Source organism: Pontibacter sp. E15-1, from assembly GCF_022601975.1.
Classification (GTDB): Bacteria; Bacteroidota; Bacteroidia; order Cytophagales; family Hymenobacteraceae; genus Pontibacter.
Genome location: NZ_JAKVIR010000001.1, coordinates 279,669 through 296,041 on the forward strand (window position 1 = coordinate 279,669; position 16,373 = coordinate 296,041).

Consider the following 16,373-nt stretch of genomic DNA (forward strand, 5'->3'; position numbering starts at 1 on the left):
TAAACCTGCCGCTACCACAAACCGGAAAAGCTATACCTAGCGTTGCTCCAAAACGCGTCGAGGGCAATGATGCGAGGCTTAAAAAACGTGATCAGCTGTGGCCAGTCGTCCTGGTTGAATATATTGACAGGGCCTGTCTCCTTATATATCCGGGTGACAGTTTTTCCGTTCTCGTCGGTGGTGTGCAACACCCACTCCCACTCCTCACCCAGATACTCGTGCAGCACACGTTTCAGCTCCCTGAACTGGTCGAAGTAAAGCTCCTGCAGTTCTGTGTCGGGGTGCGTGAGCTCGATGGCAATGGAGGCTGTGCGGGTATCGGCTTGCATCCGGAAATAGACGTGCTTCTGGCCTGTTTTGTAGTTCAGCCAGTTTACCTTTTCGCCATCCGCCGACGGGTGCGGGGCGATATACTGCCCCAGCGCGGTCCAGAAAGCCTGCCGGAGCTGTGCCGCTTGCTCTTTCTTATACATCCGGGCAAGATAAATAATTTGCCTCTAAAAAACACAGCTGCGTATCCTCCCGCACCATGGCAAACGCACACGCCATAAACTCGCAAAAGGTCGGGGTAACGGCAACCGGCGCAACCGCTTGTAACCAATAAACTTGCGCAAACGTTGGATGAAGGCTACTTAATGGCACTGCTCGCTACAAAGGCAGCAGCATTAAAGCTCTAACCAACTGACATGAAAAAATTCACCATCACGGGCTACGCAGCCGCCATATTGTTTATGTTTAACTCCTGCGCCACCAACCCCGTCACGGGCAAAAAAGACCTGGTACTGATGTCGGAGGAGCAGGAGATTGCGCTGGGGGCGCAGTCGGACCCGGCGGTGCTGGCCCAGTTCGGTTTATACCAGGACGAGAAGCTCCAAAGCTTTATCCAGCAGAAAGGCCAGGCCATGGCGGCCGTCTCACATCGCCCTAACCTCGAGTATCAGTTCCGCGTCGTGGACTCCCCAGTGATCAACGCCTTCGCGGTGCCGGGCGGCTACGTCTATTTCACGCGTGGCATTATGGCGCACTTCAACAACGAGGCGCAGTTTGCCGGTGTGCTGGGGCACGAGATCGGGCACATCACGGCGCGTCACTCGGTCCAGCAGCAGAGCAAGTCCACGCTGGCGCAGGTGGGGCTGATTGCCGGTATGGTCATCTCGCCGGAGCTGGCGCAACTCGGCGACGCTGCCTCGCAGGGGCTGGGCCTGCTGTTCCTCAAGTTTGGCCGCGACGATGAGCGCGAGTCTGACCAACTGGGGGTAGAGTACTCCTCGAAGATTGGGTATGATGCCGATGAGATGGCTGACTTCTTCCTGACACTGCAGCGGCAGCAGGAGGGCAACGGACAGGCTATCCCTGGGTTCCTGTCGACACACCCAAACCCCGCTGACCGGTATACAACCGTGAACAAGCTGGCCGCCGAGTGGCAGAAAAAGCTCAACCTGACCAAACCGGAGGTAAACCGCAACAGTTACCTGCGCATGATAGACGGCATTGTGTATGGCGAGGACCCGAAGCAGGGTTTTGTGGAGAACAGCACGTTCTATCACCCGGAGCTCAAGTTCCAGTTCCCGATCCCGAACGGTTGGGGCCACCAGAACTCCCCGCAGCAGTTTCAGATGGCCCCGAAGGACGGCAAAGCCATGATGTCGCTGACCCTGGCCTCGGGCGAAACTCTGGAGGCCGCCGCCCAAAAGCAGCTGCAAGGGTATGGCCTGCAGGCCACGGAGTCGAAGAAACTGACCGTAAACGGACTCCCCGCGCTCGCGATCATTGCCACACCGCAACCGCAACAACAGCAGCAGCAGCAGCAGCAGCAACAGCAGGATGTGAAGGTGCTGCTCTACCTGATCCAGTACGGAGGCAACATTTACAACCTGCTGGGGGTATCAAGCTCCGCCAACTTCAGCACTTATTTCCCGGCGTTTACCGGCACCATGGAGTCCTTCAAAGCCCTCAGCGACCCCGACAAGCTGAATCGTAAGCCGGAGCGGGTGCGCATCAAAACGGTGCCGCGCACGGCGACCCTGGCGCAGGTTTTGGGCACTTACAACGTGAAAGACACCCGGATGGAGGAGCTGGCCATACTGAACGGCATGCAGCTTACCGACCAGGTAGAAAAAGGAACACTGATCAAAGTCATCGAAAAGTAACAGCGCCATACCCTGGCCTGTATTTCTTACAAAGGCGCTATCGCAAATGCGACAGCGCCTTTGTTGTTTATATACTGTGCGCGTCATGGACTCACCGCAGCTTCAGGTGCATTGAGGGTGGGATACCCGTAAAGCGGTCTATTACATCGCTCTGCTTTCTCATACTTAACAACCGCTAACCTAATTCTTGCTGGATGTATATTTATAAATTATATACTATTCTATCTATATGTATTTATGGTCCCTCACGTTCCCATCTACCTAACTAGAGCATGCCTTCATTTTGAAAATGCCAGCTGGAGATGGCTGTGACATGAATAAAATATTATATGTCAATGACTTTGCACCTGCCAGAAGAGCGAAGTTATGCCGCTAAGGTGTAGTTTTTTTAAGATTTTTTTTCTCTGAAAAATATTTTTTCTTGCTCGTAGTCTTCATTCAGACCACATACACCCTATATTATTCTACATTCACTAAGTATATATAGCTTTTGATAAAATATTTACCTGAATCCCCTCCATCTACAAACAATTCTTTATAAGATTTTATTTTATACCACCAAATCTGATCGCGAGTAGGCGCCGTAAGTAAGCACACAATCACCCAAAGCTATTATACCTCCTAGTTTACCTTAGTTATATCCCTTTCTCTGGTAAGCGCTGCATCACTTTATTTTTATATTTTAAATTTTTAATGTTATTCTATGAAAAACTTTACAAAAGTTAGTCCAAAGATGTGGCTGACATTATGTGCCGTGGTCGGGCTGGGGGCTTTCGCCTCCCAGACGAACTACCTGGAATCCTCAAGTCATAGGGAGGCCCCTATGATCGCCAACGACCCGCAGGCGGATAACACCGACCTGTATGCCTTCCGGAATCCGACGGACCCAAGCAGGCTCGTGATCATCGCGAACTACATTCCGTTTCAGTTGCCACAGGGAGGTCCTAACTACTATTTCTTCGGAGATGACGTAGCGTATGACATCCACATCAAGAACAACGCCACCACAAAGGGCGATGACATCATGTACCGGTTCAAGTTCAAGACGATGAACGAGGACCCAACCACCTTCTTCTATGCGCGGTTGGGCAAGCAGAACCTGAAGCAGACGTATACCCTGAGCAAGAGTACAGACGGCGGAAACACCTTCACTACAGTGATTGCCGAAGGCACCGTGCCTCCATACTATGCCGGTCCCCGCACTATCAACGAGAAAGTGGGTCTGAACTCTAACTACCACCAGGAGTCGCTGATCGAAGGCATCGAGCGCGCTTCTTCCGGCGAAAAGGTTTTCGTAGGTCCGGTAGACGATCCTTTCTTCATCGACATCGGCGCGTTTGCTGACCTGGGCAACCTGCGGCCAGACAAAGCCGTGGACGGCCTTCGCTGCCACAATGTGCACACACTAGCTCTTAACATCCCGATTTCTGTGTTGCAGAAAGACGGCAAGCACCCGGATCAGGCTAAGAGCATCCTCGACTCTGACTTCGTGTTAGGCGTTTGGGCATCTGCCAGCCGTCCGAAAATCACTGTGCGTGAGCCGAATGGCAAGATGAGGCACCAGGGACCGATGGTTCAGGTGTCGCGTTTGGGTATGCCGCTCACCAACGAGGTGATTATTCCGATTGGCCGCAAGGATGAGTGGAACTCTGCCAACCCATACAAGGACGACACGAAATACGAGAAGTACTTCACCAACCCTGAGCTGGCGCTTTACATTGACAACACTGCCTTCGGAGACGCCGTGCCGCAACTGGGTCAGTTACCGCTCCAGACAAAATCGCTGGGCGTGTATGACTTCCGCAACGGACAGGATGGTTTGTTCCCGCTGCTGAACAACCCGGCTGTGAAGGGCACTGCCCTGGACCCTGCGCTGTTTGGCAACTACCTGCTCCGCAAGGCCGCGCCGCGCTCCGTGGATTTACTGCCTATCTTCATGACAGGTGTGCCGAACCTGGCCCCTTACCAGTTGGCCACAGGTAAAAACGGTAACCCGCTCGCCAAAGGAAAGCCTTTTGTAAACAACTTCCTGCCAGTGTTTGGCGACATGCTGCGTATCAACGTTTCTACGCCGGTTACGCCACGCGACTCCCCGGACTTCAGCAGACTGGGCCTGGTGCAGGCAGCAGTGCTGGGTCTTACAGATCCACGGTTTAACGCCAACGCTGACTTCCAGAACATTCCGAACATGGACGGCTTCCCGAACGGCCGACGCCTGGAGGATGACGTAGTGGATATTTCGACCATGGCCGTGAGTGGCGTGGTGCTGGCCGCTATCGGACTGTGGTATGACGACTATACTCCGGGTGACCCGAACCCTGTTACTCCTGACCTGCTGAAAGTGCTGACATCGGCTAACGACGGTATCAACGCCAACGACACCGAGTTCCTGAAAGGCTTCCCGTTTGTGGCCCAGCCATGGACCGGCCTGCAGGGCAACGACTGCGACTGTGGCGACAAAGGCATGATGGAGGCGCAGAGCATCCAGGGTATGAACCTGGGTCTGGCACCTGCTGGCATCGTGATGGAGGAGATCAAGACCTACCCGAACCCAGCCTCAGAAAGCACCACGATCCGCTACAACCTCGTGAACGAGACAGCGGTGTCGATGAAAGTGTTTGACACTGCCGGACGTGTAGTGGCTACGCCGCTGCGCAACAAGCAGTTGAAAGCTGGAGTACACGAAGTGACCCTCGATGTGAGCAAGCTCGGTAACGGCATTTACTACGCCACCATGCAAAACCGCGAAGGAAAGTCACAAACCGTTAAGATTGTAGTATCTAAATAAAAATAAAATGCAGGCCAGTGAACAGCTGGCCTGCATTTATTATCCTGCCTTAAACCATGTTTATATGAAAAGAGGGACTTTTTACTCCATTGTACTGATTATTCTGCTCCTGGCCGGTTCCGGTGTATACCTATACAGCAGAAACCACGAAGATCCCATACCACCCCTAAAAGAACGTCACGGCCCCATCTCCACAACCAGCGAGTGGCTGAACACCAAAGCAGCGATTGAGGGCCTGCAATATAAACTCAGAAAGAACAGCAACGACACCAAAAGCAAGCTTCTGCTTGCGCTGGCCTACATGCAGGAAGCCCGCGTTACCGGCGAGCATCCCTATTATTACCCGGCTGCCCTGCAGTTGGTGGACGAAGTGTTGGACCGTAAAAACGCGGACCCTTCCATTCGCTACGAGGCAATCATAGCCAAAGCCAGCATCCAGCTGTCGCTGCACCAGTTTGAGGAAGCCCGTGCCACTGGCCTGGAGGCCTTAAAGCTTAACGACAAGAGAGCCACCGTGTACGGTGTGCTATGCGACGCCAATGTGGAGCTGGGAAATTACGACGAGGCTATTGAAATGGCAGACCAGATGGTGGCCATCCGCCCCGACCTAAAGTCGTATGCGCGCATCTCATACCTCCGCGAGATTCACGGCGACCTGGAAGGGGCCATACAGGCGATGGAGATGGCCGCACGCGCCGGAACTCCTAGCCTGGAGCAAACTGCCTGGACCAAGTGTACCCTGGGGCAACTCTATGAGAAAAAAGGCGAGTTGCAGCTGGCCGAGGCTACGTACCGGCAGGCATTGGAGGAGCGTCCGTCTTATGCCTTTGCCACTGGCGGCCTGGGTCGAATTGAAGCCAAAAAAGGCAATTATAAGGAAGGCATTGCGCTCTTAGAGCAGGCGGCCAACACCCTGCCTGAGTTTTCCTTTCAGGAGGAACTGACCAGCCTGTACCAGAAAACCGGACAGAAAGAGAAGGCTGCTGAGACGATGAAGCAACTGCTGGCCGGGCTGGAGGAAGACCAGGAAGCCGGACACGTGGTAGACCTGGAGCTGGCACGCATCCATACCGAGTTGGGCGATGATTATGACAAGGCCATGGGCTATGCCATGAAAGAGTACAAACGCCGCCCCAACAATATTGACGTGAACAATACCCTGGCCATGATCTACTACAAAAAACAGGATTACGCCAAAGCGGACACGTATATGAAACGCGCCATGCGCACCCAAAAGCAGGACGCCGCCACGCTGTGTCTGGATGGCCTGATCACGTTTAAAAAAGGCGACAAAGCCACCGGACAGGCACTGCTTCAGAAATCCTTTTCGCTGGACCCTTTCCAGAATAACAGCCTAAGCAAGGAGGGTAAGAAAGTCCTGGGCAACGCGCTTTCAAGTTTGTAATAAACATGTCGGTAGGTATAAGCAATGGAGTATACATCAGGATAAAGGAGGCGCTACTGTCAGTTGGCGGTGCCCTCCTCCCCTGTCTCCCTCTACCGGTAGCGGTTCCCTTTCTTTCTGCGGCCATGCTTTTGCCTGAGATAGCTTAGGGTATGATACCCAACAACAGTGCGACCGCATCATATCATCTATTCTTCTGGCTCATGTATCGCAGAAGGATTTTCTGTATTGTTTAGGCTGATTTCCCAGTTCCTTTTTACCCTACTCTATGTGAAAAAATTACCCTTACTTCTATTCTTATCCCTGCTATACCACACGTCAGCACTGGCGTTTATCCACAGTGGCATAATAAAAGGCAACGTGCGTGGGCAAGCCGATCATACCCCTTTGGCGGGGGCCTCGGTTTCAGTTGTAAGCCATAGTATCGGCACCACAACGGATGTCTTCGGGGAGTATGCCCTGACAAACCTGACCACGGGTACATATACCGTTCGGGTTTCCTACATAGGCTATACCGCCGCCACGTACACAGTGCAGGTGCAGGACGGGGAAACCACCATTCTGCACCCCCGGTTGGAGCGCGGCATGTTTGACCTGTCCGAGATCACTGTGTCTGGAGGAAAGGAAAAACCCCTGAACGCAATCAGCGCCATTGACGTGGCCATGCGCCCTGTCCGTTCGTCGCAGGATGTGCTGCGGAGCGTGCCGGGGCTTTTTATTGCGCAACACGCCGGAGGCGGCAAGGCAGAGCAGATCTTCCTGCGGGGTTTCGATGTAGACCATGGCACCGACATGCGCCTGACGGTGGACGGAATGCCCGTCAACATGGTGTCGCATGCGCACGGGCAGGGCTACGCCGACCTGCATTTCCTGATCCCGGAAACAATTGAGTCGATTGATTATGGAAAGGGCCCTTACCAGGCGAGCCAGGGCAATTTTGCCACGGCAGGGTATGCCAGTTTCGCCACGCGCCCCTCTCTCAGCAACAGCAGCATCACGCTGGAGGCGGGCCGCTTCGATACCTATCGGGCGGCTGGCCTGTTCGATTTGCTTGGCGAAGCCGCCGGGCAAAAGCAGCAGCACGCTTACCTGGCCACGGAGTATATGTTCACAAACGGTTATTTTGAATCGCCACAGAATTTCAACCGCATCAACCTCATGGGCCGCTACCAGGGAATGATTGGCAGCAACAAGCTCCTGTCCGTCTCCCTGTCCACGTTCCGGAGCCGTTGGGATGCCTCCGGCCAGGTGCCCAACCGCGCCATAAAAGACGGCACCATCAGCCGCTTCGGCTCCATCGACGACACGGAGGGGGGTATAACATCACGCCAGAACGCAAACGCCATCCTGACTTCCATCCTACCCAACGGGGCGACGCTGGAAAACCAGGTATACTTCGTGAAGTATGATTTTGAGCTATACTCCAACTTCACGTTCTTCCTCCGCGACAGCCGCAACGGCGACCAGATCAGGCAGCGGGAAGACCGGTCAATCTACGGCTACCGCAGCACTTACAGCCACAGCGGTGAGCTTTTCGGGAAAACACTCAAAAGCGAGACAGGCATCAGCCTGCGCTACGACGCGGTGCAGGATTCTGAGCTGTCGCGCACCAAAGGCAGGCGCGTAACCTTGTCAGAGGTAAAAAAGGGCGACATAGAGGAGGTGAATGCCGCGGCCTATACCAGCCATACCCTTGCCCTCACTCCGCGTTGGAGCCTGAACGCCGTCCTGCGCTTCGACCAGTTTCTGTTTGGCTTCCAGGACAAGCTCACCCAAGACTCTCTTTACAGGCACCAGACTGCGCAGCAGCACAAGGCCAGCCCGAAACTCAACCTGTTTTATACCCATTCGCCGCAGCTGCAGCTGTACGCCAGTGCCGGCAAGGGCTTCCACTCCAACGACACGCGTGTTTCGGTGGTGGCTGCCCGAAACGAGATTCTGCCGTCGGCCCTCGGCGCTGACCTTGGCTTTGTATACAAGCCGGTCCCGGTTGCGGTGCTGCAGGCGGCTGTCTGGTTTCTGGACCTGGAGCAGGAGTTTGTGTATGTGGGGGATGAGGGGATTGTGGAGCCCATCGGCAAAACCCGCCGCTACGGCCTCGACCTGACCGCCCGGTATCAACTGGCTCCCACTCTTTTCGCCGACGCGGATGTCAGCCTGGCCCGGCCACGCGCCCGCGAGGCGGCTGAAGGAAGTAATTATATCCCCCTGGCTCCTTCCATAACCGGCACTGGCGGCCTCACCAGGCGCAGCGATAATGGCTTTTTCGGGAGTCTGCGCTACCGCTACCTCAAAAGCCGCCCTGCCAACGAAGACTATAGCCTGACCGCCTCCGGCTACCTGCTGCTGGATGCCGTGGCAGGCTATACGTTTAAAAGCCTGGAGCTGAAACTCACCGCGGAGAACCTGCTGAACGAGAAGTGGAAAGAGGCGCAGTTCGAGACCGAGTCGAGGTTGCGCAACGAGCCGGAATCGGTTACCGAAATCCACTTCACCCCGGGCACGCCGTTCTATTTAAAGGCAAGCGCCACATACAAGTTTTAACCCAGCCAGGTCTGCCGAAGCAGCACATTTTGAAAAGGGCGCGGCCCTCAAACCCTCTTTATACCTAACCTACGATTTCCAGCTGTCCCAAACAAAACAGGCGCGAAACGGTATTTTATCTTTAGCTGCCTGGCAGGCCTTGTTTTGGTATAACCGCAATTCCGGACACCCGGCAGTTATGGTATACATGCCGCCCTGCTGCCTGAAGGGCAAGCAGGGCGGCGTATTTTCTCATTAGAGCTTGTTTAGAATGTCTAGATTATTTTCCCCTTTAACCATTAAAGATATTACTTTCCGGAACAGAATCGCCGTCTCCCCGATGTGCCAGTACTCCAGCGAGGACGGCTTCACCAACGACTGGCACCTCGTGCATTTGGGAAGCCGCGCCGTGGGCGGTGCCGGGCTTGTGCTGGTAGAGGCCACCGCCGTGTCGGCGGAGGGCCGCATCACGCCAGATGATGTCGGGATATGGAAAGACGCCCACATTGCCAACCTGCAGCGCATCACCGCTTTTCTGGAGGCGGAAGGTGCCGTGCCCGGCGTGCAGTTGGCCCACGCTGGCCGCAAGGCCAGCCACCAAAGCCCCTGGAAAGGCGGCGCTGCCATTGCCCCCTCCGATGAAAAAGGCTGGCAAACCGTGGCCCCAAGCGCCCTGCCCTTCACAGCAGGCGAGCCCATACCCACTGCCCTGGACGAGGCGGGCATTCAAAAAGTGATCGACGATTTCAGGGGGGCCGCGCAACGCTCCCTCGCTGCCGGGTTCAAAGTGATCGAGATACACGCGGCGCACGGCTACCTGCTGCACGAATTTTATTCCCCGCTCAGCAACCAGCGCACCGATGCCTATGGCGGCTCTTTTGAAAACCGCATCCGCCTGCTTGTGGAAGTAGTGGCCGCGGTACAGGAGGTATGGCCGGCCCAGTACCCGCTTTTTGTGCGCATCTCGGCCACCGACTGGACCGAAGGGGGCTGGACAGGCGATGATTCTGTGCAGTTGGGCAAAGTGCTGAAGGAAAAAGGCGTGGACCTGATTGACTGCTCCACTGGTGGCAACGTGCCAAACGCCAAGATCCCGGTTGGGCCGCTGTATCAGGCATCGTTCGCCGAAAAGGTGAATCGCGAAGCCGGGATCATGACGGGGGCTGTCGGGATGATTACGAGCGCTGCCGAAGCCGAGGCTCTTGTGGCGGAGGGTAAAGCTGACCTGGTGCTCCTCGCGCGCGAGATGCTGCGTGACCCCTACTTCCCGCTCCATGCCGCCCTAGAACTTGGTGCGGATATCCCATGGCCGGTTCAGTATGAACGTGCCAAGCCAAGACGGTAGGTTATACAGGCAATGCGCTTACATCAATGAGAATGGTATATCCAATATCATTGATGTGAGCGCATAGATCCTCTTTATGGCGCAAGCGGACGCTTGTGCCTCGCATTCCAACCTGCCGCACATCGCCCCACAAGCGGACGCTTGCGCCAGTGTTAGTCGCCTCCAAATTCACGAAGTAAAAATACTCCAGTCCGCAAAATCCATTCAGTAATGGTATAAGTTAGTGGCTGGCCATATATAAAAGGGCTGAAGAATGATTCTTCAGCCCTTTTATATATAACCGCTATATATAACCGCCCAGACCGCACTCGAATTACGAGGCGTTGACCAGTCTCTTCTTCGGTTTTTTCTTCAGTTTGTTAATCCAAATCAACGTACCGGTAACGGGCAGGCTGGTGGCAATGAGGCAGGAGATAAAGTACAGGATTTTAGAGAACGTGCCGTATACCTCGCCCAGATGCAGCGGCCGGATGAGCGAAACGAGCTGCACATTCAGCGGCTTTTCGGAGAAAATCTCCACGAGCAGCGGTTCCCCGGTGTGCTGGTCCAGTTGTACTTTGTCGGAGGCAGCCAAGGCGAAGAAACCCGCCCCAGACTTCGTCACTACCACGGCCGTTGTGTCATCCTGCGGCAAAGCCACGCGGATATTACCGTCTCCCGGAAGAATGGCTTCTGCTCGTGATATATAACCTGCTAAGGTAAGCGTGGCTGTTTGGCCAGCCATCCTATGAGACGCCATGGGCTTTTCGCGCCTCCCCTTGAATACCTCTTCGCCCATCAGGCTACTCAGGCCGTTGCGGTACCACTCAAACGACCAGCAAAGGCCCGTCAGTGCCATAATCAGCAGCAGCAGAGCAGCGTAGAATCCGAGTGTGTTGTGCAGGTCGTGGTTCACGCGCTTCCATTTGGCGTTGGTTTTGATCTTTAAGCCCTGTTTCCAGTTCTTACGCTTCACCGGAAACCATAAAACCAAACCCGTCAGGGTGAGGAACACAAATATAATCGTCGCGATGCCCACAATCATCTTGCCTATACCCCCTTCAATCAACAACCAGCGGTGCAGCTGCATCATCGTCTGGAAAAAGCCAGTGGCCGGGCCTTCTGTGGTGCCCTTCACCGCACCGGTATAAGGGTCCACCATGTACGTGGTCGGGCGGTTGCCCCCGCCGTGCCCGCCTCTGCCCGCTTGCGCATTTTTACCGTTCCCGCTTGGCCCATGACTTTCCGCTGCGCTACCTGCCGGCTCCGCTTGCGCCACGCTCACGCGGTACGTGCTTTCGCTGTCCACCGGAATATCCAGGCTCACTACCTTACCGTGCAGTTCCTTCTCCAACTGCTTTACCAGCGCATCCACCGGCAGCACGTGTGCCTGCGCCTCCACCGTGTACTTCTCCGGCTCCAGCAACTGCTCTATTTCGGTATGGAACGTGTAAATGGTGCCGCTGAGGCACACGATAAAAAGCACAAGTCCGCTGCCAATGCCCAGCCAGAGGTGTATGTCGTTAAAAAGCTTGCGCCAGGTGAAGGTCCTTTTCATGGGTTAAGACAATATTCTGTATAGAATCAGTGAAAAATCTACAAAAAGTTTAAAAGCGATAAGTTACAACGCCAGACAAGTTTCGTGGCTGCACACTGTCGATATAGTTGGAACGGTAGGCATCATACCCTACTTCGTCCAGGAGGTTGTTGAAGAGCACCCGAACACCGATGTGCTGCCGGAACTCATACCCAACCTGCGCGTTCACCAGGGTATAGGCCTTGTTATACCACGGGGCGGTGTCTGGCTCGATGGCATGGTACTGCACCCCGTCCTGTGTCCAGTCGTTGTATGGGCGCTTGCCCAGGTAATAGGCCCCTAATCCGGCATTCAGTCCCTTCAGCACCCCTTCCGGCACCGTATAGTAGGCCCAGGCGTTAACCGTGTGCTTCGGGGTGTTGTTCGGCGCAGAACCCGGCACAAACGTGGTGTGCTCTTTATACTGCGCATTGATGTAGGCATAGCCCGTTACGATCTCCAGGTTTGGCAGCAGGCGGCCGGTCAGTTCCAACTCCGCGCCTTTTCGCTCGTCGTTGCCGCCCTTCGTATAGTAACCCGCAGACACCACCGCGCCTGTTTCATCCACCCGGAACACTTCCAGGTTCATGTCTTTGTTGTTGATCTGGTAAAGCGTCAGGTTAAAGCGCAGGCGGTTGTTGAACCACTCCGACTTAATACCCGCCTCCAACTGGTCGATGCGCTCCGAGCCAAGCGGGTCGCCGTTCGCGTCCAGGCGAGAGGCCGACCGTGGGTTGGAGCTGTTGGTGTAGGAGCCGAAAATATTGATGTTCTTCTGTACCGTGAACATCACGCCGGCCAGGGGGTTCCAGAACGCGGTGGTGGACGTAGACTCCCCGCCTGACCTGGATTTGTTGGTGCTGTAGCGCACGCCGCCATATACCCGCGCCCATTCCGTCAGCTGCATCACATCCTGCAGCGTCACGCCAAAACGATGGTCATAGGATTGATTCTCATTGGTAAGCGAAAAAGCGGGCACGCCTTCCGGCAAGGTGTTGGGAATGGTCTGCGGGTCAAAGACATTGATCACGTCGATGCCGATGGAGTTGTACGTGGGCTGATACAGGTCCATATACCGGTAATCTGCCCCGATCTGGAAGGTATGCTGCAAAAACCCGGTGTTCAGTTGCTGCCCCACCAGGTCAAGCTGCAGCACCGTGTTCTTGTCTTCGCGGCTGGAGTTGTGCGAGATGGAGCGGTTATACCAGTTCAGCTGCTCCACGTTGATGTTGTTCTCCTCATCGGTTTTCAGCGCAGAGAGATTGCTTTTAATCGCGTCGGCGTTGTAACTGGAGTAAAAAGCGGCGGCGCGTATGTATAAACTGTTGTTGAGGTTGTGCTTGAGGCGCGCGGCGTAAGTGCTGTGCCTCACATCAGTCACATCAGTCTCAAACCCCAGGAACCGGTTCGACGGCAAGTCATATATCTCGTTTTTCTTGTTGCCCACCGACAGGTTCACAGTGCCTACATCGATGCCCTGGGCCTCGTCGAAGTAATCCATTTCCAGCGTCAGGGTACTTTTGGCGTTCGGGCGCCACTCCACCGATGGGTTGATGTAATAGGATTCGTTGGGCATGTGGTCCCGGAACTTTCCGCCGTTCTCGTAAGACCCGTTCAGGCGCACGGCCAGCGTTTTGGATTCGTTTACCACGCGCTACACATCAAACGTTGGCCGGATAAGGCCCCAGCTGCCCACTCGCAACGACAAAGCGCCAGTGTTCTCGAACTTGGGTGTCTTTGTCACGATGTTCACAATGCCGCCCGGGCCACCCAGGTCGGTGGCAGCGCCCATGGTTACGGAACTTGCGCCTTTCAGCACCTGAATGCTTTCCACACCCTGCATGTCGGTGGAGAAGCCCTGGCCCCGGAAGTCAGTCATCACCCGCACACCGTTCTTCAGCGTCGGGATCCCACGAAAGCCACGCGAGGAAATGCTCTCGCGCACGCCACCGTACGTGGCATAGGTATAAACACCCGGCACGTTCCGAACTCCCTCCAGTACACTCAGCGCCCCCTGCTGCGCTATCAGCCGGTCCGATATCACGGAGATGCTCTGGATCTGCTCGCTGGGCTTGAGCGGCAGGCGCGTGATGGCATCGAGCTTCTCGGGCTGCTTGTCGCGCTCCCCGAACACCTCCACCTCTGCCACCTGGTTGGCCTTCGCCAGCAGCGACAGGATGATTTCCTCCGACTTGCCGCGGCGCAGCGTCACCTGAGCCGTCTGGCTTTCGAACCCGATGGCCACCACATGCACCTGATAGGTACCTTCGGGTAATCGCGTCAGCTCAAAGCTGCCATTGTCGCTGGAGATCGTGCTGAAGCGCGTGTTTTCCAGCACTATACTGGCCGCAGCCACGGGCCTCCCGTTCTCCCCCTGCACGCGCCCATACAACGTTGCCCCGAGGTGCTGCGCCCAAAGGCTGTGTGAAAACAGCAGGAGAAATATAGCTAATGTAAAATTTTTCATCGTTATTTTTATTTAGACTAATTATAAATAATTACTTTTGGCAAAAGTAGGTCACAGATGGCACGTGCTGGTATCGAAAAAGGAAGAAAGAATATCGAAAAAGGATGTATATGATGATCACCTCTAAAGTAGACGCTGTGGATGCCTGGATTTGCAGCGCGGATATGCCGATGGGGTACGACAACAGCCAGCCTTTGCAGGAAAAGGAGGTACTGCTACAGGGGCAGGCAATTTCCTCGTTGCGAAGCTTTCAGGTATGCGGCGGCGGGCTGTTTATCATCAACACCAAAATGACCTTTACGCAGCAGGTGCAGGATCACCTGAAGGTAACCGGCGAGAGCATCATGCTGGCGTTTTGCCTGGAAGGAGACGCTTCAGCCACCTTCCAGGGGTTCGGTAAAAAGAGCCCGTGCCGCCCCAATGCCCACCACATCTGCTACACACCGCAGCTCGAGGCAGTGTATACCCTGCAGCCAGCCACGCGGCACCACTATTTCCTGGTAATCCTCTCAAAAGAGTTTTATTTCCGGCTGCTGCACCGGCACAACTCGCCGCACCAGGAATTTACGGCACAGCTACTGCAAGGCCGGCACACCTGGCTCAGCAGCAAACCCCTGCACATTACGGCCGAAATGAAGTGGGTGATCCAGGACATCTGCAACTGCCAGCACAGCGCAACCCTCAAACGGTTGTATATAGAAGCAAAAGTAGCCGAACTGCTGGTGTTGCAGTTGGAGCAATGGCAGCAGTGGCAGCAGCCGCGCCGCCCGATGCTCCGCGGTGATGATGAGTTGCGAATCGCAGAGGCCAAAGCCATACTGGAGGAGAACTTCGCCAAGCCGCCCACGATTCAGGAACTGGCGCGCCTGGTTTGTATAAATGAGCACAACCTGAAGCAAGGCTTCAAGTATTGCTACAACCACACCGTGCACGGCTATGTGGTATGGCTCCGGATGCAGCAGGCCAGGCACTTGCTACGGCAGTCTCAGCAGCGCATTGGCGAAATAGCCTATGCGGTGGGGTATAAAAAAGCGGCGCACTTCACGGCGGCTTTCAAAAAGCACTACGGCTTTTTGCCGAGCGAGATAAAACGGTGAACCAGCAGCAGTAAACCTGACGCTCTGTATCCTGTGGGGTAAGTTGGTCCCGGATGGACGCTTTCTCGCAGAAAAGCAATGCCTTACATAAAGGTAAATATCGTCAAAAAAGGGCAGAAGAAATTAATCTCCTGCCCTTTCTCAAATTGCATTATTTTACAGTTAATATCCTCTGGCCTTTGCCTGCGACTCAAGCGCCTTCAGCTCATGCTCAGCGGCCTTCAGTCTGTTCTTGGCGGCCTTCTCGCGCTGCTCTGCCTCTTTTCTATAGCGCTCCGCCTCGTCTACTTCCCTCTGCAGCATTTCAATCTCCTGCTGCTGGGCTGCCACAGCCGGGCTGTTCGACAAACTGCCGCTCCCGCCAAATGCAGAGCAACCTACCAGCACCGGAAAGAACAGGACCGCAGCGCCCATCGCTGCCTTTGAGTATAATCGGGTCAATGTTTTCATGTATTTATTGTATTGATACTATATTTAATACGGCAGCGCTTGAAAGTAGTTATACACCCGGAAATAAGATTTTCCCTTGATCATACCCAATATCCGGGCTTTCCTATACCACCAGTGGACTCCAGAACGGCTGCGCAAAAAACAGAGATTTCTGCAAACATTTTTGGAAGTAGTGCGTTTTAATCGTAGTATTACGATCATAAAACCAAATCATGGGAGCAAGCAAAACCGAGGCCTTCACCGAAACTGACATTGTGCTGGCGAAATACGCCAAAGCGCTGGCGCACCCTGCCCGCGTGGCTATCCTGCGCCTCCTGCTGGAGCGCCGCGCCTGCATCTGCGGCGACATCGTGGAGGAGCTTCCCCTCTCGCAGTCAACGGTGTCGCAGCACCTCAAGGAGCTGAAAGAAGCCGGACTGATACAGGGCGACATCGACGGCAAGAAGGTCTGTTACTGTATAGACGCTCGGGCCTGGGAGCAGGCACAGCACCTGCTACAGGCATTCTTCACCGCTTATACCCCCTGCCAAACCGGCTGCTGTTAAAAAAATTTACCTAAACCAATCGCAATAAAACGATTAAAACCGAAGATC

The 16,373-nt window shown here is 54.8% G+C and carries 12 protein-coding genes; 7 read left to right on the plus strand and 5 right to left on the minus strand.

From position 1 onward, the window contains the following. Positions 1-11: 11 nt before the first annotated feature. Positions 12-473 (minus strand): DUF4268 domain-containing protein, encoded by a 462-nt coding sequence (locus MKJ04_RS01175; RefSeq protein ID WP_241638446.1) that lies wholly within the window; start codon positions 471-473, stop codon positions 12-14. Positions 474-686: 213 nt separating this feature from the next. Between MKJ04_RS01175 and MKJ04_RS01180 the strand changes: the two genes are divergently transcribed. The 5 genes from MKJ04_RS01180 to MKJ04_RS01200 all read left to right on the plus strand — a co-directional run bounded on the left by MKJ04_RS01180 (position 687) and on the right by MKJ04_RS01200 (position 10,211). After that, positions 687-2,150 (plus strand): M48 family metalloprotease, encoded by a 1,464-nt coding sequence (locus MKJ04_RS01180; RefSeq protein ID WP_241638448.1) that lies wholly within the window; start codon positions 687-689, stop codon positions 2,148-2,150. Between the two features lie 733 nt (positions 2,151-2,883). After that, positions 2,884-4,938: a DUF4331 family protein gene (locus tag MKJ04_RS01185; protein ID WP_241638450.1), complete on the plus strand. Its 2,055-nt coding sequence runs from the start codon at positions 2,884-2,886 to the stop codon at positions 4,936-4,938. A gap of 64 nt (positions 4,939-5,002) precedes the next feature. Then, entirely contained in the window at positions 5,003-6,343 is a 1,341-nt protein-coding gene (locus MKJ04_RS01190; RefSeq protein WP_241638452.1) for a tetratricopeptide repeat protein, read from the plus strand. A gap of 270 nt (positions 6,344-6,613) precedes the next feature. Further along, positions 6,614-8,887: a TonB-dependent receptor gene (locus tag MKJ04_RS01195; protein WP_241638454.1), complete on the plus strand. Its 2,274-nt coding sequence runs from the start codon at positions 6,614-6,616 to the stop codon at positions 8,885-8,887. A 250-nt stretch (positions 8,888-9,137) separates the two neighbouring features. Next, complete coding sequence (locus MKJ04_RS01200) at positions 9,138-10,211, plus strand: NADH:flavin oxidoreductase/NADH oxidase (protein WP_241638455.1); 1,074 nt, start codon at positions 9,138-9,140, stop codon at positions 10,209-10,211. 313 nt (positions 10,212-10,524) lie between these two features. Here the strand turns inward: MKJ04_RS01200 and MKJ04_RS01205 are convergent, their stop codons facing one another. The 3 genes from MKJ04_RS01205 to MKJ04_RS01215 are packed head-to-tail and all read right to left on the minus strand — an operon-like array spanning position 10,525 to position 14,233. Then, positions 10,525-11,748 carry a PepSY-associated TM helix domain-containing protein gene (locus MKJ04_RS01205; RefSeq protein ID WP_241638458.1) on the minus strand — a complete coding sequence of 408 codons (1,224 nt, stop codon included), beginning with the start codon at positions 11,746-11,748 and terminating at the stop codon, positions 10,525-10,527. Positions 11,749-11,797: 49 nt separating this feature from the next. Continuing rightward, positions 11,798-13,417, minus strand: coding sequence for a TonB-dependent siderophore receptor (locus tag MKJ04_RS01210; protein ID WP_241638460.1), 1,620 nt, complete (start codon positions 13,415-13,417; stop codon positions 11,798-11,800). A 3-nt stretch (positions 13,418-13,420) separates the two neighbouring features. Beyond that, positions 13,421-14,233: a TonB-dependent receptor gene (locus MKJ04_RS01215; RefSeq protein ID WP_241638462.1), complete on the minus strand. Its 813-nt coding sequence runs from the start codon at positions 14,231-14,233 to the stop codon at positions 13,421-13,423. Between the two features lie 110 nt (positions 14,234-14,343). Between MKJ04_RS01215 and MKJ04_RS01220 the strand changes: the two genes are divergently transcribed. Beyond that, positions 14,344-15,330 carry a helix-turn-helix domain-containing protein gene (locus tag MKJ04_RS01220; RefSeq protein ID WP_241638464.1) on the plus strand — a complete coding sequence of 329 codons (987 nt, stop codon included), beginning with the start codon at positions 14,344-14,346 and terminating at the stop codon, positions 15,328-15,330. 162 nt (positions 15,331-15,492) lie between these two features. Here MKJ04_RS01220 and MKJ04_RS01225 read toward each other — a convergent pair whose 3' ends face one another. Beyond that, the gene (locus MKJ04_RS01225; RefSeq protein ID WP_241638466.1) at positions 15,493-15,780 is read right to left on the minus strand and encodes a hypothetical protein; all 288 of its coding nucleotides are present in this window, start codon (positions 15,778-15,780) and stop codon (positions 15,493-15,495) included. Positions 15,781-15,992: 212 nt separating this feature from the next. On the opposite strand from MKJ04_RS01225, the gene MKJ04_RS01230 reads away from it, so the two are divergent. After that, the gene (locus MKJ04_RS01230) at positions 15,993-16,325 is read left to right on the plus strand and encodes an ArsR/SmtB family transcription factor (RefSeq protein ID WP_241638468.1); all 333 of its coding nucleotides are present in this window, start codon (positions 15,993-15,995) and stop codon (positions 16,323-16,325) included. Positions 16,326-16,373 lie beyond the last annotated feature (48 nt).

Coding starts and splice junctions, on each gene's coding strand:
- MKJ04_RS01230 (WP_241638468.1), top strand. CDS start 15,993: ATGGGAGCAAGCAAAACCGAGGCCTTCACCGAAACTGACATTGTGCTG.
- MKJ04_RS01215 (WP_241638462.1), bottom strand. CDS start 14,233: ATGAAAAATTTTACATTAGCTATATTTCTCCTGCTGTTTTCACACAGC.
- MKJ04_RS01205 (WP_241638458.1), bottom strand. CDS start 11,748: ATGAAAAGGACCTTCACCTGGCGCAAGCTTTTTAACGACATACACCTC.
- MKJ04_RS01225 (WP_241638466.1), bottom strand. CDS start 15,780: ATGAAAACATTGACCCGATTATACTCAAAGGCAGCGATGGGCGCTGCG.
- MKJ04_RS01220 (WP_241638464.1), top strand. CDS start 14,344: ATGATGATCACCTCTAAAGTAGACGCTGTGGATGCCTGGATTTGCAGC.
- MKJ04_RS01185 (WP_241638450.1), top strand. CDS start 2,884: ATGTGGCTGACATTATGTGCCGTGGTCGGGCTGGGGGCTTTCGCCTCC.
- MKJ04_RS01175 (WP_241638446.1), bottom strand. CDS start 473: ATGTATAAGAAAGAGCAAGCGGCACAGCTCCGGCAGGCTTTCTGGACC.
- MKJ04_RS01180 (WP_241638448.1), top strand. CDS start 687: ATGAAAAAATTCACCATCACGGGCTACGCAGCCGCCATATTGTTTATG.
- MKJ04_RS01190 (WP_241638452.1), top strand. CDS start 5,003: ATGAAAAGAGGGACTTTTTACTCCATTGTACTGATTATTCTGCTCCTG.
- MKJ04_RS01200 (WP_241638455.1), top strand. CDS start 9,138: ATGTCTAGATTATTTTCCCCTTTAACCATTAAAGATATTACTTTCCGG.